The 23,688-nt window shown below is 63.8% G+C and carries 23 protein-coding genes; 18 read left to right on the top strand and 5 right to left on the bottom strand.

Translation table 11 applies throughout. The annotated features are described in order from the left end of the window. Position 1: 1 nt before the first annotated feature. The gene (locus tag ACGYLO_RS05330) at positions 2–1,774 is read right to left on the bottom strand and encodes an SLC13 family permease (RefSeq protein WP_276154288.1); all 1,773 of its coding nucleotides are present in this window, start codon (positions 1,772–1,774) and stop codon (positions 2–4) included. A 119-nt stretch (positions 1,775–1,893) separates the two neighbouring features. Here ACGYLO_RS05330 and ACGYLO_RS05325 point away from each other — a divergent pair, with 119 nt between their 5' ends. Beyond that, positions 1,894–2,634, top strand: a complete 741-nt coding sequence (locus ACGYLO_RS05325) for a YebC/PmpR family DNA-binding transcriptional regulator (RefSeq protein ID WP_271687943.1) — start codon at positions 1,894–1,896, stop codon at positions 2,632–2,634. On the opposite strand, the gene ACGYLO_RS05320 is transcribed toward ACGYLO_RS05325, so the two are convergent. Next, complete coding sequence (locus ACGYLO_RS05320; RefSeq protein WP_271687942.1) at positions 2,631–3,512, bottom strand: LysR family transcriptional regulator ArgP; 882 nt, start codon at positions 3,510–3,512, stop codon at positions 2,631–2,633. The two genes, ACGYLO_RS05325 and ACGYLO_RS05320, sit on opposite strands and share 4 nt — an antisense overlap. A gap of 91 nt (positions 3,513–3,603) precedes the next feature. Between ACGYLO_RS05320 and ACGYLO_RS05315 the strand changes: the two genes are divergently transcribed. The 6 genes from ACGYLO_RS05315 (at position 3,604) to ACGYLO_RS05290 (ending at position 9,942) form a co-directional block, all read left to right on the top strand. After that, positions 3,604–4,203 (top strand): LysE/ArgO family amino acid transporter, encoded by a 600-nt coding sequence (locus ACGYLO_RS05315; RefSeq protein ID WP_209219057.1) that lies wholly within the window; start codon positions 3,604–3,606, stop codon positions 4,201–4,203. A 55-nt stretch (positions 4,204–4,258) separates the two neighbouring features. After that, a complete protein-coding gene (locus tag ACGYLO_RS05310) occupies positions 4,259–5,188 on the top strand; it encodes a DMT family transporter (protein ID WP_136720479.1) in 930 nt (309 codons plus the stop codon). A gap of 92 nt (positions 5,189–5,280) precedes the next feature. Next, positions 5,281–5,856: a choline-responsive transcriptional repressor BetI gene (gene betI / locus ACGYLO_RS05305; RefSeq protein ID WP_209219056.1), complete on the top strand. Its 576-nt coding sequence runs from the start codon at positions 5,281–5,283 to the stop codon at positions 5,854–5,856. 76 nt (positions 5,857–5,932) lie between these two features. Next, on the top strand, positions 5,933–7,390 hold the full coding sequence (gene betB, locus ACGYLO_RS05300) for a betaine-aldehyde dehydrogenase (protein ID WP_271687940.1): 1,458 nt from the start codon (positions 5,933–5,935) through the stop codon (positions 7,388–7,390). Between the two features lie 157 nt (positions 7,391–7,547). Beyond that, positions 7,548–9,206, top strand: coding sequence for a choline dehydrogenase (gene betA / locus ACGYLO_RS05295; protein ID WP_271687939.1), 1,659 nt, complete (start codon positions 7,548–7,550; stop codon positions 9,204–9,206). A 61-nt stretch (positions 9,207–9,267) separates the two neighbouring features. Beyond that, positions 9,268–9,942 carry a thermonuclease family protein gene (locus ACGYLO_RS05290; protein ID WP_271687938.1) on the top strand — a complete coding sequence of 225 codons (675 nt, stop codon included), beginning with the start codon at positions 9,268–9,270 and terminating at the stop codon, positions 9,940–9,942. Here ACGYLO_RS05290 and ACGYLO_RS05285 read toward each other — a convergent pair whose 3' ends face one another. Together ACGYLO_RS05285 and ACGYLO_RS05280 are read right to left on the bottom strand one after the other, a co-directional pair. After that, positions 9,943–11,343, bottom strand: a complete 1,401-nt coding sequence (locus ACGYLO_RS05285; protein ID WP_271687936.1) for a short-chain fatty acyl-CoA regulator family protein — start codon at positions 11,341–11,343, stop codon at positions 9,943–9,945. A gap of 78 nt (positions 11,344–11,421) precedes the next feature. Beyond that, complete coding sequence (locus ACGYLO_RS05280) at positions 11,422–12,636, bottom strand: multidrug effflux MFS transporter (RefSeq protein WP_271687935.1); 1,215 nt, start codon at positions 12,634–12,636, stop codon at positions 11,422–11,424. 169 nt (positions 12,637–12,805) lie between these two features. Between ACGYLO_RS05280 and ACGYLO_RS05275 the strand changes: the two genes are divergently transcribed. From ACGYLO_RS05275 to ACGYLO_RS05245, 7 genes are all read left to right on the top strand, one after another. Continuing rightward, complete coding sequence (locus ACGYLO_RS05275) at positions 12,806–14,338, top strand: acyl-CoA carboxylase subunit beta (RefSeq protein WP_271687934.1); 1,533 nt, start codon at positions 12,806–12,808, stop codon at positions 14,336–14,338. Positions 14,339–14,443: 105 nt separating this feature from the next. Next, a complete protein-coding gene (locus ACGYLO_RS05270; protein ID WP_271687933.1) occupies positions 14,444–14,698 on the top strand; it encodes a Rho termination factor in 255 nt (84 codons plus the stop codon). Continuing rightward, positions 14,596–15,096, top strand: coding sequence for a DUF6497 family protein (locus tag ACGYLO_RS05265; protein WP_276154290.1), 501 nt, complete (start codon positions 14,596–14,598; stop codon positions 15,094–15,096). The genes ACGYLO_RS05270 and ACGYLO_RS05265 overlap by 103 nt, the downstream gene beginning before the upstream one ends. A 214-nt stretch (positions 15,097–15,310) precedes the next feature. Then, the gene (locus ACGYLO_RS05260; protein WP_162931863.1) at positions 15,311–15,451 is read left to right on the top strand and encodes a hypothetical protein; all 141 of its coding nucleotides are present in this window, start codon (positions 15,311–15,313) and stop codon (positions 15,449–15,451) included. A gap of 81 nt (positions 15,452–15,532) precedes the next feature. Further along, positions 15,533–15,880 carry a hypothetical protein gene (locus tag ACGYLO_RS05255; protein WP_067261657.1) on the top strand — a complete coding sequence of 116 codons (348 nt, stop codon included), beginning with the start codon at positions 15,533–15,535 and terminating at the stop codon, positions 15,878–15,880. 319 nt (positions 15,881–16,199) lie between these two features. After that, positions 16,200–16,406 (top strand): hypothetical protein, encoded by a 207-nt coding sequence (locus ACGYLO_RS05250; protein WP_067261646.1) that lies wholly within the window; start codon positions 16,200–16,202, stop codon positions 16,404–16,406. A gap of 137 nt (positions 16,407–16,543) precedes the next feature. Continuing rightward, the gene (locus tag ACGYLO_RS05245) at positions 16,544–18,589 is read left to right on the top strand and encodes an acetyl/propionyl/methylcrotonyl-CoA carboxylase subunit alpha (protein ID WP_271687929.1); all 2,046 of its coding nucleotides are present in this window, start codon (positions 16,544–16,546) and stop codon (positions 18,587–18,589) included. A gap of 42 nt (positions 18,590–18,631) precedes the next feature. Here ACGYLO_RS05245 and ACGYLO_RS05240 read toward each other — a convergent pair whose 3' ends face one another. After that, positions 18,632–19,087 carry a DUF4174 domain-containing protein gene (locus ACGYLO_RS05240; protein ID WP_271687928.1) on the bottom strand — a complete coding sequence of 152 codons (456 nt, stop codon included), beginning with the start codon at positions 19,085–19,087 and terminating at the stop codon, positions 18,632–18,634. 165 nt (positions 19,088–19,252) lie between these two features. Between ACGYLO_RS05240 and scpA the strand changes: the two genes are divergently transcribed. From scpA to ACGYLO_RS05220, 4 genes are read left to right on the top strand one after another with little or no spacing between them, the layout of a single operon-like run. Further along, a complete protein-coding gene (scpA, locus tag ACGYLO_RS05235; RefSeq protein ID WP_271687926.1) occupies positions 19,253–21,394 on the top strand; it encodes a methylmalonyl-CoA mutase in 2,142 nt (713 codons plus the stop codon). Then, a complete protein-coding gene (locus ACGYLO_RS05230) occupies positions 21,394–21,915 on the top strand; it encodes a GNAT family N-acetyltransferase (RefSeq protein ID WP_271687925.1) in 522 nt (173 codons plus the stop codon). Before scpA ends, ACGYLO_RS05230 begins: the two co-directional genes overlap by 1 nt. Positions 21,916–21,967: 52 nt before the next feature. Beyond that, positions 21,968–22,648, top strand: a complete 681-nt coding sequence (locus tag ACGYLO_RS05225) for a molecular chaperone DjiA (RefSeq protein WP_067261634.1) — start codon at positions 21,968–21,970, stop codon at positions 22,646–22,648. Then, a complete protein-coding gene (locus ACGYLO_RS05220) occupies positions 22,648–23,649 on the top strand; it encodes an endonuclease/exonuclease/phosphatase family protein (RefSeq protein WP_271687924.1) in 1,002 nt (333 codons plus the stop codon). Before ACGYLO_RS05225 ends, ACGYLO_RS05220 begins: the two co-directional genes overlap by 1 nt. The last annotated feature ends 39 nt before the right edge of the window (positions 23,650–23,688 follow it).

Here is a 23,688-nt window from a genome sequence, read left to right as displayed (position 1 = left end):
ATTACAGCGGCCAGAAAAATAGGATCGCGGGGATCGAGACGGCGACCACGATGATCTCCAGCGGCAGCCCCATGCGCCAATAATCCCCAAAAGAGTAGCCGCCGGGGCCAAGGATTAGCGTGTTGTTCTTATGCCCTATCGGCGTGAGGAATGCCGAAGAGGCCGCCACCGCCACCGCCATCAGGAACGGATCGGGAGAGACGCCGAGCGACTGCGCCATCTGGATGCCCACGGGCGCCGCGACGATGGTCGTCGCCGTGTTGTTGAGCACATCCGACAGCGACATGGTCACCACCATCAGAACCGTGAGGACCACCCAAGCGGGCAGCCCCTCGGTCAGCCCCACCAGCGCGCCCGCGATCAATTCGGTCCCGCCCGAAGTCTCCAGCGCCGCGCCCAGTGGGATCATCGAGCCCAAGAGCACGATCACCGGCCATTCGATATGGGTATAGAGTTCCGACAGCGGCACGATCTTGGCCAGCACATAGCCGACCACGACGATTCCAAGCGCGATAGGCAGGTAGATCAGCCCGAAGGAGGCCGCCGCCACGGCCCCCGCGAACATCGCGATGGCAAGCCATGTCTTGCTGTCTTGCGTCACCGCAAGGCCCCGGTCGGCCAGCGGCAGCACGCCCAGCCAGTCGGTGACATGGGCCACCGTGTCGCGCGGGACCAGCAGCAACAGGATGTCCCCCGGTTTCAGCTCAGTCGTGCGCAGTTGCGAGGTGATCTTGCGGCCCTGTCGCGACAGGCCCAACAGCACCGTGCGCTGACGCCACGACAGGCCCACCGCCTGCGCTGTGCGCCCGTTGAGCCGGGAGCCATCGGTCACCACGACCTCGACAATCTCGACCCCGTCACCATCGGCCAGCAGGAGGTCTTCACGGTCCCGGTCGGCCAGCGCGAGGTTCAGCGTGCTGCGGAATTCGTCCAGTGCATCGGGCGTGGCCTCAAGCACAATCGCGTCTCCGGCTTGCAGCACCACGTTGCGGGCCGTGCCATAGCGCCGCTTGCCGTCGCGCATCAGGCCCAAGATCGCCACATCGGCGCGATGCGCCTCTTCTTGCAACTCGGCCAGCCGTTTGCCGATCTGTTTGTTGCCCTCGGGTACGGTTAGCTCGGCGATATATTGGGCGATGTCCTCGGCCTCGATCATCGCGTCTTCGCGGGCGGGGATCAGCCGCCAGCCGATCAGCGCGACAAAGATCAGCCCCGCGATGGCGGCCAGCCCACCGACTGGGGCGAAATCGAACATCTTGAAAGGCGCGCCCAAGGATTCCTGCCGGATGGAGGCGATGATGATATTGGGCGGCGTGCCGATCAGCGTAGCCATGCCGCCAAGGATGGTGGCGAAACTGAGCGGCATCAGGCTCAGCCCCGGCGCGCGGCCCGCTTTGCGTGCGGTCTGGATGTCGACCGGCATCAGCAGGGCCAAGGCGGCGACGTTGTTCATAAAGGCCGACAGCACCCCGCCCACGGCACCCATCATGGTGATATGCGCGCCCAAGTTGCGCGAACTGTCAACCAGCGTGCGGGTGATCAGCATCACCGCGCCCGAACGGACCAACCCAGCCGAAACCACCAAGACCAGCGCCACGATCAGGGTGGCCGGATGGCCGAAACCGTCAAAGGCGTTTTCCGTGGGCACCACCCCCAGCACCACGCCGAGCATCAGCGCCCCGAAGGCCACGATGTCATAGCGAAACCGCCCCCAAAGCAGCAGACCAAAGACCGCGCCGAAGAGGGTGAAAAGGATGATCTGATCAGTGGTCATAAATCCGGTCTAACGTAGTTGCCCCATTGGCGGAAAGCTAAGCACAGGCCGGGTGGCTTGTTCCAGCGGTGATGCTGGCATATAGAGTGGCGCAAACGCATTGCCAGAACGAGGTATTCATGGCCGGTCACTCCAAATGGGCAAACATCCAGCATCGCAAGGGCCGTCAGGACAAGCTGCGCGCCAAGGTGTTTTCCAAACTTTCCAAGGAAATCACCATCGCGGCCAAGATGGGCGACCCCGACCCGGACAAGAACCCGCGTCTTCGCCTTGCCGTGAAAGAGGCCAAGGGCCAGTCCATGCCCAAGGACAACATCGAACGCGCCATTAAGAAGGCCGTTGGCGGCGAGGGCGAGGATTACGAGGAAATCCGCTATGAGGGCTATGGCCCCAATGGCGTAGCCGTGATCGTTGAGGCGATGACCGACAACCGCAACCGCACCGCTTCGACGGTGCGCTCGACCTTCACCAAGAACGGCGGCAATCTGGGCGAGACCGGTTCGGTCGGCTTCATGTTTGAGCGCAAGGGCGAGGTGATCTATCCCGCTTCCGTCGGCGACGCCGACACCGTGATGATGGCGGCGATCGAAGCCGGTGCCGAAGACGTGGAAAGCTCCGAAGAAGGCCATGTGATCTATTGCGCCGACACCGACCTCAACGACGTGTCGACCGCGCTGGAGGCCGAACTGGGCGAGTCGGAATCGACCAAGCTGATCTGGCGTCCGACCACCACCACCGAGATGGATCTCGAGAACATGGAAAAGCTGATGAAGCTGATCGATGCGCTTGAGGAAGATGATGACGTGCAGCGCGTCACCACCAACTTTGAGGCCTCCGACGAGGTTATGGCGCAGCTTTAACGCGGCATTTGCACCAGCGCCTCGCGCGCCGCGGCTCTTATGGCGGCGGTGAGCGGGGCCAGCGCGGGCGCCATGATCCGCGCGACCTGCCAGTAAAGCGGCACATCCAGTGGCAGCGCCTCGTCCAGTGATACGAGCCGCCCCGCCGCCATATCCTCGGCCACCAGCGGCGCGGGGTTCATCGCCCAGCCCAGCCCTTGCCGCGCCGCTGCGACAAAGCCGTGGCTTGAGGGCAGATGGTGGCTTGGCGGGGTCAGTCGCTGCCCGGTCTTTCGCATCAGCCATCGCCCTTGCAGTTGATCCTTGTGGTCGAAGGTGAGCATCGGCGCGCGGGCCAGTGCCTCGGTCGTGACGCCCTCGGCAAACCACGTCTCGCGATAGGCAGGGCTGGCAGTGGCATGGTAACGTAGCGCCCCCAAGGGCAGCACGTCGCAGCCCGGTGCCGCGCGGGCTTGCCCCGTCACCGCCGCGCTGACCTCCCCCCGTCGCAGCCAATCGGCAGAGGTGTCTTGGTCGTCAATCATCAGATCGAAAAGCATGTCGGGCACCTGCGCCAGCGCCGGGATCAGCCATGTGGCCAAGACATCCGCAGGCACCGCAAGGCGCAGCCGGGGCGGGGCGGTGGCATCGCCCGCGCCAAGCGCCTGCGCTTCGAGCAGCGCCACATCCTCCGCATGTTTGGCAAGACGCTGGCCCATGGGCGTGCCGGTGCAGGGCTGTCCGCGCAGAACGAGGGTGGCCCCCACACGGTCCTCCAGCGCCTTCACCCGTTGCGAGATTGCCGAGGGGGTTAGCCCCAGCACCGCCGCCGCGGCATCAAAACTGCCGAGCCGCAGGATATGGGCCAATGCGGTTAGTTGCGCGCTGTCGAGCTGCATAAGTTTCGCTAATCCTGGCGTAGACTATTGAATTTGAGTAATCTGAACTGCCGGGCTAGGCAAAGGCAACCCATGTTATAGGACGCCTTTGATGTTCACCTCTCTCCTTCCCGGCTTCGCCCTCAGCCTCACCCTCATCATGGCCATCGGGGCGCAAAACGCCTTTGTCTTGCGCCAAGGGCTGCGCCGCGAACATGTGCTGCCGGTGGTGCTGGTCTGCGCTGCCTCGGATGCGGTGTTGATCATGTCGGGGGTCGCGGGTTTTGGCGCGCTGGCCGAGGCGGCCCCGTGGTTCGGCCCGCTGATGCGCTATGGCGGCGCGGCCTTCCTGCTGTGGTACGGCTGGCGCAACGCGGTTTCCGCATGGCAGGGCGGGGAGGCGCTGGAGGCCGAGGGGCAATCCACCCGCAGCCTGCGCAAGGCGATCCTAACACTGCTGGCGCTGACTTGGCTGAACCCGCATGTCTACCTCGACACCTTGGTGCTGCTCGGCTCGATCTCGGCGCAATATCCCGACCGGCTCAGCTTTGGCATTGGGGCGGTGCTGGCAAGCTTCGTCTTCTTCTTCTCACTGGGCTATGGCGCGCGGCTGCTGGCGCCGCTCTTTGCCAGACCGCGCAGTTGGCAGGTCTTGGACGCCATCATCGCCGTGACCATGTGGGCGATTGCCATCAAATTGCTTGCGATGTGAATAAAAATGCCGCGCCCATCTTGCCCTTGGCAGCGCTTTGGGAAAGGGTCGCGGCATGACACACTCTCCCGCCACCACCCCCGACATCCCCGCTCCGCCCAACCGTCCGCTTGTCGGGGTCTTTTGGATGTTGGTGACTGGGGCCTGTTTCATCGGCGTGACCGCGCTGGTGAAATACATGGGGCCGCGCTTGCCTTCGGCAGAGGCTGCTTTCCTGCGCTACGCCATGGGGTTGGTCTTTGTCCTGCCGGTCCTGCGGTCGCTGCTGGCCACACCGGTGAGCCGGCGGCAATGGGGGCTGTTCGGCATGCGGGGCCTGTGCCACGCAGGCGGGGTGATCCTGTGGTTCTACGCCATGACCCGCCTGCCCATCGCCGAGGTGACGGCGATGAACTACCTCGCGCCGATCTATGTCACCGTGGGTGCCGCGATCTTTCTGGGAGAGAAGCTGGCGGCGCGGCGCATCGTGGCGGTCTGTCTGGGGCTGGCCGGGGCGGCGATCATCCTGCGGCCCGGTTTTCGCGAAGTCTCTACCGGGCATCTGGCGATGTTGCTGGCGGCGGTGGTCTTTGCCGGGTCCTACCTCTTGGCCAAGGTGCTGGCGGATGAGGCGCGCCCGGTGATGATCGTGACCATGCTGTCAATCTTCGTCACCATCGGGCTGGCGCCCTTCGCCTTCGCCGTCTGGATCACGCCGACACCGCAGGAACTGCTGATCCTTGCCGGGGTCGCCTTTTTCGCAACGGCGGGGCATTTCACCATGACGCTGGCCTTTGCCGCCGCCCCGGTGACGGTGACGCAGCCGGTCACTTTCCTGCAATTGGTCTGGGCCACGATCCTCGGCGTGGTGGTCTTTGCCGAGCCGGTGGACCTCTGGGTCGTGCTGGGCGGGGCGGTGATCTTGGGCTCTGTCACCTTTATCACATGGCGCGAAGCGATGCTGAAACGGCAGGTCACGCCCCCCTCGCATGCGACGAAATTCTGACCTTCCGCCCCGTCGGTCGGTACTTGATTGACGAGTCAATAAAGATTCCCCTATCCTGAGGCGGTCAACACTGCCCCAAGGATCCGAATCCAATGCCCAAAGTCGGAATGGAACCCATTCGCCGCTCTGCGCTGGTCAAAGCCACCATCGCCGAGATCGGCGAGGCCCAGTCGCTGGATGTGACGGTGAGCCAGATCGCCAAACGGGCAGGCATGTCGAGCGCGCTGGCGCATCACTACTTCGGCGGCAAGAACCAGATCTTTCTGGCGGCGATGCGGCATATCCTGTCGGAATATGCCGCCGGGGTCCGCGAGCGGCTTGCCACGGCCCGCACGCCGCATGACCGCGCGGCGGCGATCATCGTGGCAAGTTTCGACGACACCGGCTTTCACCCCGGCACGATCAGCGCGTGGATGACACTCTACGCCCATGCCCGCACCAACCCCGAAACCCGGCGGCTGCTGACGGCTTACCAAAGCCGGTTGCGGTCCAACCTCACACATGCGCTGCGCCCGATCAGCCCTCAGCCCGAAGGCGACGCCGAAACCTTGGCGGCGTTGATCGACGGGCTCTACCTGCGCGCGGCGCTGTCGGACGGCGTCAGCGCGGCAGAGGCTATGACCCGCGCGCTCTATACACTCGACCTGCTGCTTAAAGCGGGCCGTTGAACACCGCGGAGACGGGCGGCACCGCCGCGCTCCGCCTCTCTGAACACTCCTCGCCTCAGGCAAGAAAGTCCCTTTGATGTCCTATGATCCCCAACCCACCGCCAGCCACTTTATCGACGGCGCCTATGTCGAAGACACCAATGGCACGCCGATCCCGGTGATCTACCCGGCAACGGGCGAAAAGATCGCCACGGTCTATGCCGCCACGCCTCAGATCGTGGAGCAGGCCATCGCCTCGGCCCGCCGCGCGCAGGCCGCATGGGGCGCGATGAGCGGCACGGAGCGGGGCCGCATCCTGCGCCGCGCCGCCGACATGATCCGCGACCGCAACCACGACCTCTCGGTGCTGGAAACCCAAGACACCGGTAAACCCTATCAGGAGACCTCTGTAGCCGATGCCACCAGCGGGGCGGACGCGCTGGAGTATTTCGGCGGCCTCGCCGGGAGCCTGACGGGCGAACATATCCAACTGGGCGAGGACTGGGTCTATACCCGCCGCGAGCCCTTGGGCGTCTGCGTCGGCATCGGTGCATGGAACTACCCCACCCAGATCGCCTGCTGGAAGGCCGCGCCGGCGCTGGCCTGCGGCAATGCGATGATCTTCAAACCGTCCGAAACCACGCCGCTCTGCGCCCTGAAGGTCGCCGAAATCCTGATCGAGGCCGGGCTGCCCGCGGGGCTTTTCAACGTGGTGCAGGGCATGGGCGAGGTCGGCCAGTCGCTGGTCACCGACGCCCGCGTCGACAAAGTCTCGCTCACCGGCTCGGTGCCCACGGGGCGCAAAGTCTATGCCGCCGCCGCCGAGGGCATCAAACATGTGACGATGGAACTGGGCGGCAAGTCGCCCCTGATCGTCTTCGAGGATGCGGATATCGACAATGCCGTCGGCGGCGCGATCCTGGGCAACTTCTACAGCTCCGGCCAGATCTGCTCGAACGGCACGCGGGTCTTCGTGCACCGCGACATCAAGGAGAAGTTCCTCACGCGGCTGTCTGAGCGGTTGGGCAACGCCGTGATCGGTGACCCGATGGACCCCGACACCAGCTTCGGCCCGATGGTCAGCGAGCGGCAGATGCAAATCGCGCTGGACTACATCGAGAAGGGCAAGGCCGAGGGCGCGCGGCTGGTCTATGGCGGCGCGCGGATCGAGCGTGAGGGCTTCTACATGCAGCCCACCGTCTTTGCCGATGTGAAAGACGACATGATCATCGCCCGCGAAGAGATCTTCGGCCCCGTCATGGCGGTGCTCGACTTCGAGGACGAAGCCGAGGTAATGGCCCGCGCCAACGCCACCGAGTTCGGCCTCGCCGCCGGTGTCTTCACTCGAGACCTCGCCCGCGCGCATCGCGTGGCCGCGAGGTTTGAGGCCGGGACCTGCTACATCAACAGCTACAACGACGCCCCGGTCGAGGCGCCCTTCGGCGGCATGAAGAACTCCGGCGTCGGCCGCGAGAACGCCAAGGCGGCCATCGAGCACTACAGCCAGGTGAAGTCGGTCTATGTGCGCATGGGCGATGTCGAGGCGCCCTTCTAAGGGGTGAATTTGCTGAGAGGTGCTTGAGGGATCGGCCTGATCCTCAAGTCACCTCGTCAATTCTGGGGAGCGATTCCCCACCGCCTCAAGGACAAGCCGCGCCTTCGCGCGGTGCTGCGCATCCTTGACCCGGCGGGGAATCACGGAAGGAAGAGCTATGGAAGCTGAATTTGTCATCGTCGGCGCGGGCTCCGCGGGCTGCGCCATGGCCTACCGTCTGGCCGAGGCGGGCCGGAAGGTCATCGTTATCGAACACGGCGGCAGCGATGCGGGGCCTTTCATCCAGATGCCGGCGGCGCTCAGCTACCCGATGAACATGCCGCGCTACGACTGGGGCTATAAATCCGAGCCCGAGCCGCATCTCAACAACCGCGAGCTGGTCTGCCCGCGCGGCAAGGTGATCGGCGGCTCGTCGTCGATCAACGGCATGGTCTACGTCCGCGGCCATGCCAAGGACTTCGACCATTGGGAGGAGGTCGGCGCGCGCGGCTGGTCCTATGCCGACGTGCTGCCCTACTACAAACGCATGGAGACATGGCACGAGAACGGCCACGGCGGCGATGCTGCATGGCGCGGCAAGGACGGCCCGATGCACGTCAGCCGCGGCCCGCGCGAGAACCCGCTTTTCGACGCCTTCGTGCAGGCCGGGGCACAGGCGGGCTACCCGGTGACCCATGACTATAACGGCGAGCAGCAAGAGGGTTTCGGCCCGATGGAGCAGACTGTCTGGAACGGGCGGCGCTGGTCGGCGGCCAATGCCTATCTGCGCCCGGCGCAGAAGACCGGCAACGTCACCCTGATCCGTGCGCTGGCGCAACGTGTCGTGATCGAAGAGGGCCGTGCTGTGGGTGTCGAGGTCAAGCGTGGCCGCGCGACGGAGGTGATTCGCGCCAGCCGCGAGGTGGTGCTGGCGGCCTCGTCGATCAACTCGCCCAAACTGCTGATGCTCTCGGGGATCGGCCCCGCCGCGCATCTGGCCGAACACGGGATCGAGGTGCTGGCTAACCGCCCCGGCGTTGGGCAGAACCTGCAGGACCATCTGGAGCTTTACATCCAGATGGCCTCGCGCCAGCCGATCACGCTCTACAAGCACTGGAACCTCTTGTCGAAGGCCGTCATCGGCGCGCAATGGCTCTTTACCAAGACCGGGATGGGGGCCTCGAACCAGTTCGAATCCGCGGCCTTCATCCGCTCGAAGCCCGGCGTGGAATACCCTGATATCCAATACCATTTCCTGCCCATTGCCGTGCGCTATGACGGGCAGGCGGCGGCCGAGGGGCACGGGTTCCAAGCCCATACGGGGCCGATGCGCTCCAAATCGCGCGGTGCCGTTACCCTGCGCTCCGCCGACCCGGCCGAGGCGCCGCGTATTCGCTTCAACTACATGTCCCATCCCGACGATTGGGAGGAGTTCCGCACCTGTATCCGCCTCACGCGGGAAATCTTCGCGCAGGATGCCTTCAAACCCTTCGTTAAACACGAGATCCAGCCCGGCGCCGCGCTGCAGTCGGACGCGGAGCTTGATGCCTTCATCGCCGAACACGCCGAGAGCGCCTATCACCCCTGCGGCACCTGCCGCATGGGGGCGGCGGACGATCCGAACGCCGTGGTCGACCCGCAGGCACGGGTGATCGGGGTCGAGGGGCTGCGCGTGGCCGACAGTTCGATCTTCCCGCGGATCACCAATGGCAACCTTAACGCGCCTTCGATCATGGTCGGCGAAAAGGTCTCGGACCTCCTTCTGGGCCGCGATCCGCTGCCGCGCGCGAATGACGAACCTTGGGTGCATCCGAACTGGCAGGTGGCGCAGCGCTGATCGTTAACTTGCCTTAACCTCCTGTCTTGAAGGCCGCGGGGCAGGGCGTCATACCTGCCTCATGTTAAGGATTTGTTCACTTTTCGCCCTCAGTCTGACACTGAGCCTCGCAACTGGATCGGCGGGGGCGCAGACCGTCTCGGGCGTGGTTCGCGTGATCGACGGGGATACTTTCGATCTCGGCGGTACGCGCATCCGCTTACACGGCATCGATGCGCTCGAATCCAGCCAGACCTGCGAGACCGAGGGCGGGCAGGCTTGGGCCTGCGGAGATTGGACAACGAGGGAGGTGCGCGACAGATACCAAGGGGCCAACGCGCATTGTGAGGCACTAGACCGCGACCGCTATGATCGCATCGTCGCCCGCTGCCATGTGGGCAACGTTGACGTGGGGCAGGCGCTGGTGCGTGACGGGCTGGCCTTTGCCTATCGGAAATATTCGATGGACTATGATCTGGATGAGAAAGCCGCCTTTGTCGCAGGCCGTGGGATTCACGGGTTCAAGACGGTTTCCCCCGCCCGCTACCGCGTGACCCGCCGCAGCGGGTCCGAGCCTGCCCGGCCCGAGGGGAGCTGCCAGATCAAAGGCAATATCAGCGCCAAGGGTGTCAAGATTTACCATATGCCGGGGCAGGAATTTTACAGCCGCACCCGCATCAGCGCCCGCAAGGGCGAGCGTTGGTTCTGCTCCGAAGCCGAGGCGCGCGGCGCGGGGTGGCGGCGCGCGCGGCGCTGATCACTCCACCTGGTAGGGCAGGGTGTCGCGCAGATGCGGGTCGACCACCAACTGCCGCTCTAGCGGCGGGACGGAGCGTTGATGGCAGTCCCGGCGCTCGCAAATCCGGCAGGAAATGCCTATCGGTTCAAAGGCATCGCTGCGGGTGACATCCATCCCATCGGCATAGACCAGCGCGGGCGCATGGCGCACCTCGCAGCCGAGTGAGATCGCGTAGCGCCGCACCGGCGCGCCAAACCGCCCCGCCGGTTTCGAGATGTCCCGCGCCAAACTGATATAGCGCACCCCATCCGGCGTCTCGGCCAGCTGCCGCAGGAACCGCCCCGGCGTCTCAAAGGCGCGGTGGACGTTCCAAAGCGGGCAGGCGCCGCCGAAACGCGCGAATTGCAGTCGGGTCGCGGAATGGCGTTTGGTGATCGTGCCTGCCTGATCGACCCGGACGAAGAAGAAGGGCACCCCCTTCGCGCCGGGGCGCTGCATCGTCGACAGCCGATGCGCCACCTGCTCGATCGAGGCACCGAAATGCCCGGCCAGCACCTCCAGATCATGGCGGCAGTCCTGCGCCTTTTGCAAAAACCGCCCATAGGGCAACAGGGCCGCCCCGGCGAAATAATTGGCCAGCCCAATCTTTGCGATATCCCGCGCCGCGGCGCTGTGGAAGCGGGCAAGGTCCAGCGTCGCCTCCAGCAGCGCATCCTGCTGGGTCAGCGCCACCTGCAACAACATCTGAAAGGTCTGCGTCTCAGGCGCTGCACGGGCCGATAGATGCAGCACCCTGCGTGCGGGATCATAGGCGCGCAGCCGGTCGTCATCCTCAAAAACCACGCGCACCCCGGCACTCTCAAGCGCACGCGCCGCGGTCGCCCGCGTATCACTTCCGCTGCCTTCGCGGGTCGCGAAATGCTCTGATGCACGGTCGACAGCATCGATGTAATTGTCGCAATAGTGAAAGAAGTCCCGCACCTCTTCCCAAGGGGAGGGCATCGCGCGGGCATCCTCACGGCCCAGGGCTTCGTCCAGCGAGGCCAACCGTTCATGTACCTGTCGGTAGCTTTGATGCAGCGCGAGAAAGGCATGTGCCAGCCCCGGCGCGTTGGAGGCGGTAAGGCGCAGATCGGCCACCGGGGGTGCCTTTCCGGCGAAAATCGGATCGGCCAGCGCCTCGCGCAGATCGCTGACCAACCGCTCCCCATCGCCGCTGGAAAGCTCGGTCACATCCAGCCTGAACTCCGACGCCAAGGCGAGCACGACATTGGTGCTGACGGGCCGGTTGTTGTTCTCCATCTGGTTGAGATAGGGCAAGGAGACGCCCAGCCGGGCGGCGAAATCTTTCTGCGTCAGCCCCGCGCGGGTGCGGGTCTCACGCAGTTTCACACCGGCATAGAGTTTCTGGATCGCCATCCGCGCACCTTTGCAACTTTGCAGTCAGGTGCAGCCTAGCTTTGCAAAGCTAGGGTCACAAGTCCGAGCAGCTTCGGGTTAAAGCCCTAAAGCTTTCTCGCGCCGGACCACCACCCAGATGGACGCGACCGAGGCAATGGCTGTCAGCAGCATCAGCCACAGCAGCGGATAGGCTCCGGTTTCGGGGGTGAGCAGGGCGCCCGCCAGCGCGCTGAGCGCCGCGCCGCCAACGATCATGATCGCCCCGCCCAGCCCGGAGGCCGTACCCGCCAGATGCGGGCGCACCGACAGCATCCCGGCGGTGGCATTGGGAATGCAGAGCCCGTTGCCCAGCCCCACCAGCGTCATCAGCCCGAAAAAGCTGAGCGGGGAGCCGTATCCTGCAAGGAAGATCAGCAGCGACACCGTGCCACCCACGGCATTGGAAATGCAGCCCCAAAGCACCAGCGTATTGACGCCAAACCGGGTCGCCGTCCGCGCGGTGACGAAGTTACCGATGAAATAGCCAATCGCGGGTGCGCCGAAATAGAGGCCAAGCACCGCAGGCTCCATCCCGAAGACCACGGTCCCCACAAAGGGCGCGCCGCCGAGATAGGCAAAGAAGGCGCCCGAGCAAAAGCCCGTGGCCAGAGCATAGCCCCAAAAGCGGGGGGAGCGGAGCAACTCGGGGTATTCGCCGAACTGCTGCCGCAGCGATTTGCCGCTGGCCCGGGCGGTTTCGCCCAAATCCGCCCAAGCCACCCAAAAGACCAACCCGCCGAGGATCAGCATCGCCCAGAAGGAAGCCTGCCAGCCGAAACCCTGCTCCAGCAAACCGCCCAGGGCGGGGCTGATCATCGGCACCAGCGCCATGCCCATCGTCACATAGCCGATCATGGAGGCGGATTCGTCTTGGGTATAAAGGTCGCGGATCACCGCACGGCTCAGCACCATGCCCGTGGCGATCACGGCCTGCGCCATGCGGAATACCAGAAACACGGCGATGTTCGGCGCCAGCAGACAGCCGACCGTAGCCACGAAAAAGATGCCCAAGCCCCAAAGCATCACCCGCCGCCGCCCGAGGTTGTCCGAAATCGGCCCGATGAAAATCTGCAGTATCCCGCTGAAGAACAGGTAGAGCGGCACCGAAAGCTGGATCACCGCATAATCCGTGCCGAAATGCTCTGCCATCTTCGGCAGACTGGGCAGGAAAATGTTCATGACCATGGCCGAAAGCCCGGCCAGCAGGATCAGCGTTGAGATATGGGGTGGGGTCGTCCGGTCTAAATACCGGACCCGGGGGATATCGCTCATGCAAATGCAAGTAGTCGCGGGTATGGGAAATGTCCATGTTAACTAGATTGTTTTGCAACTTTTCATTTTGCTTCACCACGCCTGTATTGATTTTGCAAATTTGCAAAATTGCGCTTTGGTCAGTTGCGCTCCTCCGGTAGACTGGTCGAAATCACAATAGGGGTGCGTCATGAAAGACATTCTCGAACAACTGGAGCGGCGTCGCGAAGATGCGCGTTTGGGCGGCGGTCAGGCACGGATCGATGCGCAGCACGGCCGCGGCAAGCTCACCGCGCGGGAGCGGGTCGATCTGCTGCTTGACGAAGGCTCGTTCGAGGAATTCGACATGTTCGTCACCCACCGCTGCACCGATTTCGGTATGCAAGATCAAAAGCCCGCAGGCGATGGCGTGGTCACCGGTTGGGGCACGATCAACGGCCGCCTCGTCTATGTCTTTAGTCAGGATTTCACCGTCTTCGGCGGCTCGCTCTCTGAAACCCATGCTCAGAAAATCTGCAAGATCATGGATATGGCAGTGCAAAACGGCGCGCCGGTGATCGGCATTAACGATTCCGGCGGCGCGCGGATCCAAGAGGGCGTGGCCAGCCTTGCAGGCTATGCCGAGGTCTTCCAGCGCAACATCGAAGCCTCCGGCGTGATCCCCCAGATCAGCGTCATTATGGGCCCCTGTGCGGGCGGGGCGGTCTATTCGCCCGCGATGACCGACTTCATCTTCATGGTCAAAGACAGCTCCTATATGTTCGTCACCGGTCCGGACGTGGTGAAGACCGTCACCAACGAAGTCGTCACCGCCGAAGAGCTGGGCGGCGCCACGACCCACACGCGCAAATCCTCCGTCGCCGATGCGGCCTTCGAGAACGATGTGGAGGCACTCGCCGAGGTGCGCCGCCTCGTCGATCTGCTGCCCGCCAACAACCGCGAAAAACCGCCGGTCCGCCCCTTCTTCGACGATCCCAATCGGATTGAGCCCTCGCTCGACACGCTGGTACCGTCGAACGCCCACACCCCATATGACATGAAGGAATTGATCCTCAAACTGGCGGATGAGGGCGACTTTTACGAAATCCAAGAGGAATTCGCTAAGAACATAATCACCGGTTTCATCCGTCTTGAGGGGCGTACCGTTGGCGTGGTGGCCAACCAGCCGATGGTGCTGGCCGGCTGCCTCGACATCGACAGTTCGCGCAAAGCGGCGCGTTTCGTGCGCTTCTGCGATGCCTTCGAAATTCCGATCCTCACGCTCGTCGACGTGCCCGGCTTCCTGCCCGGCACCGGTCAGGAATTCGGCGGCGTCATCAAACACGGCGCGAAACTGCTCTTCGCCTATGGCGAGGCGACCGTGCCAATGGTCACCGTCATCACGCGCAAAGCCTATGGCGGCGCCTATGACGTGATGGCCTCGAAACACCTGCGCTCGGATTTCAACTACGCTTGGCCCACCGCCGAAGTCGCCGTGATGGGCGCCAAAGGCGCAACCGAGATCATTCACCGCAAGGATCTGAACGACCCCGAAAAGATCGCCAAACACACTAAGGATTACGAGGATCGTTTCGCCAATCCCTTCGTCGCCGCCGAACGTGGCTTCATCGACGAGGTGATCCAACCCCGCAGCACCCGCAAACGGGTCGCCCGCGCCTTCGCCTCTCTGCGCAACAAGAAAGTGCAGACCCCGTGGAAGAAACACGACAACATCCCGCTTTGAGCGCCATCATGCAGCTTCATCCTTTCTTAAATACCGATCCCACGAGGGCCGCGCACGGAACCCTCGGCGGGCTGGGTGGTTTTCCTTGCAAAGGAGGACCGGATCATGCCGAATTCATCCATCAAGGACGAAGAGACCTACAAGTCCCTGCGCGAGGATGGGGCGAGCAAGGAGAAAGCCGCCCGCATCGCCAATGCGCAGGCCAACGACAGCCAGCATCCCGGCCAGAAGGGGGGCAAACAGCCGCCCTACGAGGATTGGACCAAGGACGATCTCTACGACCGGGCGCAGGAGCTCGGGATCGAAGGACGCTCGGACATGGACAAGGACGCGCTGATCGACGCGCTGCGCAACCACTAGGCGCTCTTCTGCGCTGGGCTTGGCTGCCAGCCCTGCTGGCGGTCGGGCTTGCAACCCCCGCGCGGGCCATTGATGTCCCCTCTGGCCAAACCGTTGACCTGCAAGAGGTCTTGGTCGAGGAGCTCGGCGGTGAAACTTGGCTTCGCTTCCGTTTTATCGCGCCGCAGATTGCCAAAGGGCCGGGGGCCATCGCCTATGACCGCGCCGCGCCGGATATGGAACATCTCTGCGCGGTCGTCGCACTTCCTTACATGACTGAACATGCGCTGGCGGGGCAGGTGATCGTCGTCTCCCTCGCCGACCGTCCGGTGGAATTCGGCGCGGCCGACCCCGAGGCGACCCAGTATTTCGAAGCTTTCCGGGCGCAGAATGACACCTGCATTTGGGAGGGTTTGTGATGCGCAGGCAATATCTTGCAAGAATCCGCCGATCCTCGGATTGGAATGATGCTTTGGAGTCACAACGTGACCGATTGCACTTGCAACCGTATCCATTGCCATGTGAATCGCATATGATGCGGTCAAGGAATACCCACGTATCCCTTACCTCAGAACCCGGGCTTGGCCGGCGTGTTGTCGTGTCAGGTTCATTTAACATTGATAGGAGATTTACATGTCCAAGAGCATCAAGTTGCTGGCAGCCATCGGTTTCGTTGCAGCGGTTTCGGCCTGCGCGCAGCAAGAAGAAGAGTTTGTCGTGGTCGAGCCCGAGCCCATCTCGGTTGAGCCCGTCTACACCGGCAAGTACAAGTAATGCCGTTGCAGGGCAGGCGTTTGCGCCTGCCCTGATCCCAGCCACCCCTGCAACCGGGAGGGGTGTCTGATGCCCGCCTATATGCTAAAACACCGCGGGTTCCCTGGGCGTTTGCCCGGCACCGATTTTCAATTCACCATTCGCCGCCCGAACCCCAAAGGGGTCACGCCCATCACCCGGCGTGAGCGTCGCCCCGACCGCCGCGCCCCGGACCGTCGCGCCGATACCGCCTTTGTCAAAGCCCTTTGGGAAGCCTTTGGCGAACATCCGTTCGAGCGGGGCAATCTGGATGCGGGCCGCCTCTCTTGGCTCTTTGGCCGTGAGGTTCTGCCCGCGACCGATCCTTTCGACCCTGCCGATTACGAAGCGCTGCTGGTGCTTGACGTGGCCGCCGCCCGCGCCGCCTTTCCCGAAGCGTTCGAGGATTGATCGGCATGATGTCGCCGCGCCTTTCCGCCGTTCAGCACACCTTTGCCGAAGTTCCGTTCGGGACTGGCGCAGGCTTGGCGCCGCTGCGGGCTTGGGCCAAGCTTGCCTTGGCTAGCGGCACATCATTTGTCCTTCGTGCCGTTGGACATGAAGACCATACCCCTTCCCCTATCGGGCAGTCGCGCGCTGGTGCGGGGCTGCCCGACTTTTCGAAAGGGTGGTTTTCGCGCCACAAGGCAGCAGACCGAAAAACCGACCGGGAACTTGTCAAACGGCAGGGCGTTGGTCGGATAGTAGATAGCAGTGAAGGAGCAGGCACATGTCCATTCGTAACATCATTCTCGCGCTTGGCGCGACAGCCGGTCTGGCCGCATGCGGCGACAACATCGGCGAACAAGGTTTGGGCGGCGCAGCCGTCGGCGCAGGTGCGGCAGCCGTCACAGGCGGGTCGCTGGCGCAGGGCGCAGCCATTGGCGCTGCAGCCAACGTCGGTTATTGCCAGCTCAATCCCGGCAAATGTAACTGATCCAGCTACAATAGCCGCTTTGCCCGCCATCCGCGCGGGCAGGGCGGCCTCCGTTTCATCTTTACCCCTACAGGCACCCGCGCAGCCCCGGCTGACGCGGCATTTTGCGTGGCCTGTCACCGTCAAAGGAACTGCTGATGTTTGACAAGATCCTCATTGCCAACCGGGGCGAAATCGCCTGCCGCGTGATCAAGACCGCCAAGAAAATGGGTCTGATCACCGTGGCGATCTATTCCGATGCAGATGCGCAGGCGCTGCATGTGGAAATGGCGGATGAGGCCATTCACATCGGCCCGCCCCCGGCGAACCAGTCCTATATCGTCATCGACAAGGTGATGGAGGCGATCAAGCAATCGGGCGCGCAGGCGGTGCATCCGGGCTATGGTTTCTTGAGCGAAAACAGCAAGTTCGCCGAAGCGTTGGAGGCCGCTGGCGTGGCCTTCGTCGGCCCGCCGAAAGGGGCCATCGAGAAGATGGGCGACAAGATCACCTCGAAAAAGATCGCCAAAGAGGCCGGGGTTTCGACCGTGCCGGGTTACATGGGGCTGATCGAAGACGCCGAGGAAGCGGTGAAGATCTCCAATGAGATCGGCTACCCGGTGATGCTCAAAGCCTCCGCTGGCGGTGGTGGCAAGGGCATGCGGATCGCTTGGAACGACGAGGAAGCACGCGAGGGTTTCCAATCGTCCAAGAACGAGGCCGCGAATTCCTTCGGCGATGACCGTATCTTCATTGAGAAATTCGTGACGCAGCCGCGCCACATTGAGATTCAGGTCCTTTGCGACAGTCACGGCAACGGCATCTATCTGGGCGAGCGCGAATGCTCGATCCAGCGCCGCAACCAAAAGGTGGTCGAAGAGGCGCCGAGCCCCTTCCTTGACGAAGAGACCCGCCGGGCCATGGGCGAACAGGCCGTCGCATTGGCGCAGGCCGTGGGCTACACCAGCGCGGGCACCGTGGAATTCATCGTCGACGGCGACAAGAATTTCTACTTCCTCGAAATGAACACCCGCCTGCAGGTGGAACACCCGGTGACCGAGCTGATCACGGGCGTCGATCTGGTTGAGCAGATGATCCGCGTGGCCAACGGCGAAAAGCTGTCGATCACCCAAGACGACGTGACCCTGACCGGCTGGGCCATTGAGAACCGGCTTTACGCCGAAGACCCCTACCGCGGCTTCCTGCCCTCCATTGGCCGCTTGACCCGCTACCGCCCGCCGCAGGAGGTGGCCGCGGGGCCGCTTCTGGAGCAGGGCACATGGCAGGGCGACGCGCCCGCGGGCGACATGGCCGTGCGCAACGACACCGGGGTTTACGAGGGCGGCGAGATTTCGATGTATTACGACCCGATGATCGCCAAGCTTTGCACTTGGGCGCCGACGCGCGCCGAGGCGATCGAGAAGATGCGCGTGGCGCTCGACAGTTTTGAGGTCGAGGGCATCGGGCACAACCTGCCCTTCCTCAGCGCGGTGATGGATCACCCCAAGTTCGTCTCGGGCGAGATGACCACCGCCTTCATCGCCGAGGAATATCCCGAGGGCTTCGAAGGCGTTGAACTGCCGGAGAGCGAGCTGCGCCGCATCGCCGCCGCCTGTGCCGCCATGCACCGCGTTGGCGAAATCCGCCGCGCCCGCGTCTCGGGCCGGATGGACAACCACGAGCGCAAAGTCGGCAGCGACTGGAACGTGAAGCTTCAGGGTGAGAACTTTGATGTGGTCACCAAGGCCGATCCCGAAGGAGCGACGGTGGCTTTCTCTGACGGCAGCGAAATGCGGGTCAGCGGCGATTGGACCCCGGGCGACCAACTTGCCGAGATGACCGTCGATGGCGCGCCTCTGGTGCTGAAGGTCGGCAAAATCTCAGGCGGCTTCCGCATCCGCACCCGCGGTGCAGACCTGAAAGTCCATGTCCGCACGCCGCGCCAGGCGGAACTGGCGGCCCTGATGCCCGAGAAGCTGCCGCCTGACACGTCGAAGATGCTGCTCTGCCCGATGCCGGGTCTGGTGGTGAAGCTCGACGTCGAAGTGGGTGACGAGGTTCAAGAGGGTCAAGCGCTCTGCACCATCGAGGCGATGAAGATGGAAAACATCCTGCGCGCTGAGAAGAAGGGCGTCGTCAGCAAGGTCAACGCCGGTGCGGGCGACAGCCTTGCGGTGGACGATGTAATCATGGAGTTCGAATAGGGTGCGACGCGCGGGCGATCAGGGCGGGCAGGGCGCGGGGCATCAGCGGTTGACGTCGCGCTCCTTCGCCTCTCTGATCTCTCGCTGCCTGAGCGGCATCTTGTCGATGCTGCGGGTGATCTCGCGCACGTCCCAAGGGAAGGGTTTGCGCAGCTCAATCTGGCCTTCCTTGTCGACCAGCACCAGCATGAAACCACGCGGGCGCATCCGCAGGCGCAGCGGGCTCTGCGCGGCGGGGTCGGTATCGGTCAGCACGACGACATCGCGCAGGCGCAACTCGTCCTCACGCTCGCGGAGGTATTCCATCTGCGCGACGAAGGCGGGGTCGTTCTCGGAATTGGCAAAGACCAGTACGGGCCGTTTGGTCCATTGGAAGGTGCTGAGATCGGCCATATCGGCAGGCAGGAACAGTGAGTCTTCCACCGGGGCATCGGCCCCTTGGGCCATGGCCGCCGTGGTCATCAATCCTGCAAAAACTAGTGAGATCAAACGTTTCATCAAGGCTCCTGTCCCCTCAAATATAGGGGGCCTGTGCCAGTTTGCGAAGGGCAAAGCGCCGCAGGGGGGATTTATCCCCCTAGGGGTGCGGCCTTTGACAATTCAGCCGCCCCAGTTGCGCAGGCCGATGCCTGCCGCCGGGCGCTAAGGGAGAAGGACAAGCATATGACATCCGACCAAAAGGACGCGAAGGCGCGTTGGCAGGAACTGGCTACCGGCGAATTGCGTGGGCGCAGCCTTGACGATCTCACGTGGAAGACGCTGGAGGGGATCGACGTCCAGCCGCTTTACACCGCCGAGGACGTGGACGGGCTGGAGCATCTGGGCAGCATCCCCGGCGAGGCGCCCTTCACCCGCGGCGTGAAGGCCACGATGTACGCAGGCCGTCCCTGGACGATCCGGCAATACGCGGGCTTCTCCACCGCCGAGGAATCTAACGCCTTCTACCGCCGTGCCTTGGCCGCGGGCCAGCAGGGTGTTTCCGTCGCTTTCGACCTCGCCACCCACCGCGGCTATGACAGCGACCACCCCCGGGTGGAGGGCGATGTGGGCAAGGCCGGCGTGGCCATCGACTCGGTCGAGGACATGAAGATCCTCTTCGACGGCATCCCGCTCGATCAGGTCTCGGTCTCCATGACGATGAACGGTGCGGTGATCCCGATCCTCGCGAGCTTCATCGTTGCGGGCGAAGAGCAGGGCCATGACCGCGCCAAGCTTTCGGGCACGATCCAGAACGACATTCTCAAGGAATTCATGGTCCGCAACACCTATGTCTATCCGCCGGAGCCGTCGATGCGGATCATCGGGGACATCATCGAATACACCTCGGACCACATGCCGAAGTTCAACTCGATCTCGATCTCGGGCTACCACATGCAGGAGGCGGGCGCGAACCTCGTGCAGGAACTGGCCTTCACCATCGCGGACGGGCGCGAATACGTGCGTACCGCCATCGCTGCGGGCATGGACGTCGACCGCTTCGCGCCGCGTCTGTCGTTCTTTTTCGCCATCGGCATGAACTTCTTCATGGAGGCCGCCAAGCTGCGCGCCGCGCGTCTGCTCTGGGCGCGGGTGATGGAGGAGTTCGAACCGAAGAACCCCAAGTCTTCGATGCTGCGCACCCATTGCCAGACCTCCGGCGTGAGCTTGGCCGAACAGGACCCCTACAACAATGTTGTGCGCACGGCCTACGAAGCGCTTTCGGCGGTGCTGGGCGGCACCCAGTCGCTGCACACCAATTCGCTCGATGAGGCGATCGGCCTGCCGACCGAGCATTCCGCCCGCATCGCCCGCAACACCCAGCTGATCCTGCAGGAAGAGACCGGCATCACCAATGTCGTCGATCCGCTGGCGGGGTCGTATTACGTCGAGAAGCTGACCGCCGATCTGGCCGAGGCGGCCTGGAAGCTGATCGAGGAGGTCGAGGAGATGGGCGGCATGACCAAGGCCGTGGCCTCCGGCATGCCGAAGCTCAGGATCGAGGAAGCCGCGGCACAGCGTCAGGCGGGTATCGACCGCGGCACCGAGGTGATCGTCGGCGTCAACAAGTACCGCCGCGACAAGGAAGAGCCGATCGACATTCTCGACGTCGACAACGTCAAGGTGCGCGCAGGACAAGTGGCCCGTCTGGAGCGCATCCGCGCCGAGCGTGACGAGGACGCCTGCACGGCGGCGCTCGATGAGTTGACACGGCGGGCAGCCGAGGGCGGCAACCTGCTCGACGCGGCGGTCGAGGCCGCGCGCGCACGCGCCACAGTGGGGGAAATCAGCATGGCGATGGAAAAGGAATTCGGACGGCACCGGGCCGAGGTCAAGACGCTCTCGGGGGTCTATGGCGCGGCCTACGAAGGCGACGCGGGCTTTGCCGACATCCAGAAATCGGTCGAGGAGTTCGCCGAGGCCGAAGGCCGCCGCCCGCGCATGCTGGTGGTCAAGATGGGCCAGGACGGTCATGACCGCGGCGCCAAGGTGATCGCCACCGCATTCGCCGACATCGGCTTCGACGTCGACGTAGGCCCGCTGTTCCAGACGCCCGCGGAGGCCGCGCAGGATGCGGTAGACAACGACGTGCATGTCATCGGCATCTCGAGCCAGGCTGCGGGGCACAAGACGCTGGCGCCGCAGCTCATTCAGGCGCTGAAGGACGCGGGCGCCGAAGATATCCTCGTGATCTGCGGCGGAGTGATCCCGCAGCAGGACTACAAGTTCCTGCAAGACGCGGGCGTGAAGGCGATCTTTGGTCCCGGCACCAATATCCCAACCGCCGCGCAGGATATCCTGAAGCTGATCCGCGAGACGCGGAAGTGATGCAAGACGACGGAAGCGCCGCCCTGAGGGGCGGCGCGATCCGCCCCGCCGTGGCGCAGGATGCCGCCGCCGTGGCGGCGCTGTGGAACGGTATGATCCGCGACAGCCTGTCGACCTTCACCACCGACGAAAAGACGCCGGCGGAAATCGCGGCGCTGATCGCCGCCCGCGCCGATGCCTTTTGGGTGGCCAAAGGGGAGGGCGCGGTGCTGGGCTTTGTCACCTATGGCAGCTTTCGGGGCGGGCCGGGCTATGCCGCGACGGTGGAGCATAGCATCGTCCTGTCCGAGGCGGCGCAGGGGCGGGGGCTGGGCCGCGACCTGATGACACAGGCCATAGAGGCGGCAGCGGCGCAGGGCCGTCACACCATGGTCGCAGCGATCAGCAGCGCCAATCCCGGCGCTGTGACGTTCCATGAAAAACTGGGCTTTGCGCAGGTCGGGCGGATGCCCGAGGTGGGGCGCAAACATGGCCAATGGCTCGATCTCATCTTGATGCAAAAAACGCTGACTGCATCCTGACTTCCCCGATGCCAGCGGTTAAGCTGGGGGCCGAATACCAAAGGGTCAGCCCATGTCGATCTGGACGCGCATCTCCGAAGCTCTGTCAGCCCTCACCGCGGGCGAGGGGCTGTCGGCTGTCTTTGACCGGCTGCGCAGCCCGCCCGAACGCTCGGTCGCCTTTACCATCGCGGTGATCGCGCTTGGCGCCAAGATGGCCAAGGCCGATGGGCTGGTGACCCGCGATGAGGTGACCGCCTTTCGCGAAGTGTTCCAGATCGCCGAAGCGGATCAGGAGGGGGCGGCGCGGGTCTTTAACCTTGCCCGCCAAGACGTGACCGGTTTCGAGGATTACGCCCGCCGCATCGCGCGGATGTTCAGCGACCAGCCCCAGACCCTGCATGACCTAATGGAGGGGCTGTTTCACATCGCGATGGCCGATGGCATCTACCACCCCAACGAAAACGCCTTTCTTGAGGATGTGGCCGCGATTTTCGGCATGGATGAAGAGGCTTTCGCCTCGCTCAAAGCGCGTTTCGTGCCCGATAGCTCGCCCCTGCCGCGCACGGTTCTGGGCATCGGCCCCAATGCGACGTTGGAAGAGGCCCGCCGCGCGTGGCGGCGGCTGGTGCGTGAAAACCACCCCGACGCGCTGGTGGCGCGCGGGCTGCCGCAAGAGGCGATCAAGATGGCCGAGAAGCGCATGATCGACATCAACCGCGCGTGGGAAACGCTCTCGGGCAAACACGCTTGATGCGCATCGCGACCTACAACGTGGAGTGGTTCGCGAGCCTTTTTGACGATGACAATCAGCTCTACGACGATGGCGAATGGTCTTCGCGCTATCAGGTGACCCGTGCGCAGCAGACGGCGGCTTTGGGCCAAGTGTTCAGCGCCCTGGATGCCGATGCGGTCATGGTGATCGAGGCGCCGAACCACGGGCGGTGGCAATCCACCGTGGCGGCGCTTGAGCATTTTGCCGCGCGGTTTTCCCTGCGCACGCGGGCCGCTGTCATGGGGTTTTCCAACGACACTGAGCAAGAGATCGCGCTGCTCTATGATCCCGACAAGCTCAGCGCCCGCCATGTACCTCAGGGTGCCACCAATGCCCCGCGCTTTGACCAGACGCTGCGGATCGACCTTGACGTGGATGCCACCGAAGACGCGGTGGTCTTTTCCAAACCGCCCTTGGAGTTGGAGGTGACCACGCAGGCCGGTTTCACCTTCCAGATGATCGGCGCGCATCTCAAATCCAAAGCGCCCCATGGGGCCAAGTCCGAGGCCGATGTGCTGCGCATCGCCATTGCCAACCGGCGCAAGCAATTGGCACAGGCGATCTGGCTGAGGCGGCGGATCGACATGCATTTGGCGGCGGAACGGCCCATAATGGTCTTGGGCGATCTGAACGACGGGCCGGGGTTGGATGAATTCGAAAGCCTGTTTGGTCGCTCTTCGGTCGAGATCGTGCTGGGGCAGGGGGCGGCGGCGCTGTTCGATCCTCATGCCAAACAGGCGCTCAGCCGCCGTTTGGGGGCCGCGCCGACCAGCGCGCGTTTCTGGATCGCGCCGGAGGAACGCTATCTTCAGGCGCTGCTTGACTACATCATGGTCAGCCCGCAGATCGCCGCCCGTGCGGCCCGCTGGCGGATTTGGCACCCGATGGATGACCCGGCCTGCTGGCAAGACGTCGCCCTGCGTGACGCGCTGCTGGCCGCCTCGGATCACTTCCCAGTCACGCTGGATGTCGATCTTTAGGCGGGGGGCTGCCAGCGGCGTGGCGTAAGACTGGACATG

Source organism: Sulfitobacter sp. 1A13353 (assembly GCF_043557255.1).
Classification (GTDB): Bacteria; Pseudomonadota; Alphaproteobacteria; order Rhodobacterales; family Rhodobacteraceae; genus Sulfitobacter; species Sulfitobacter faviae.
This window is presented reverse-complemented; position numbering and strand designations above follow the sequence as displayed.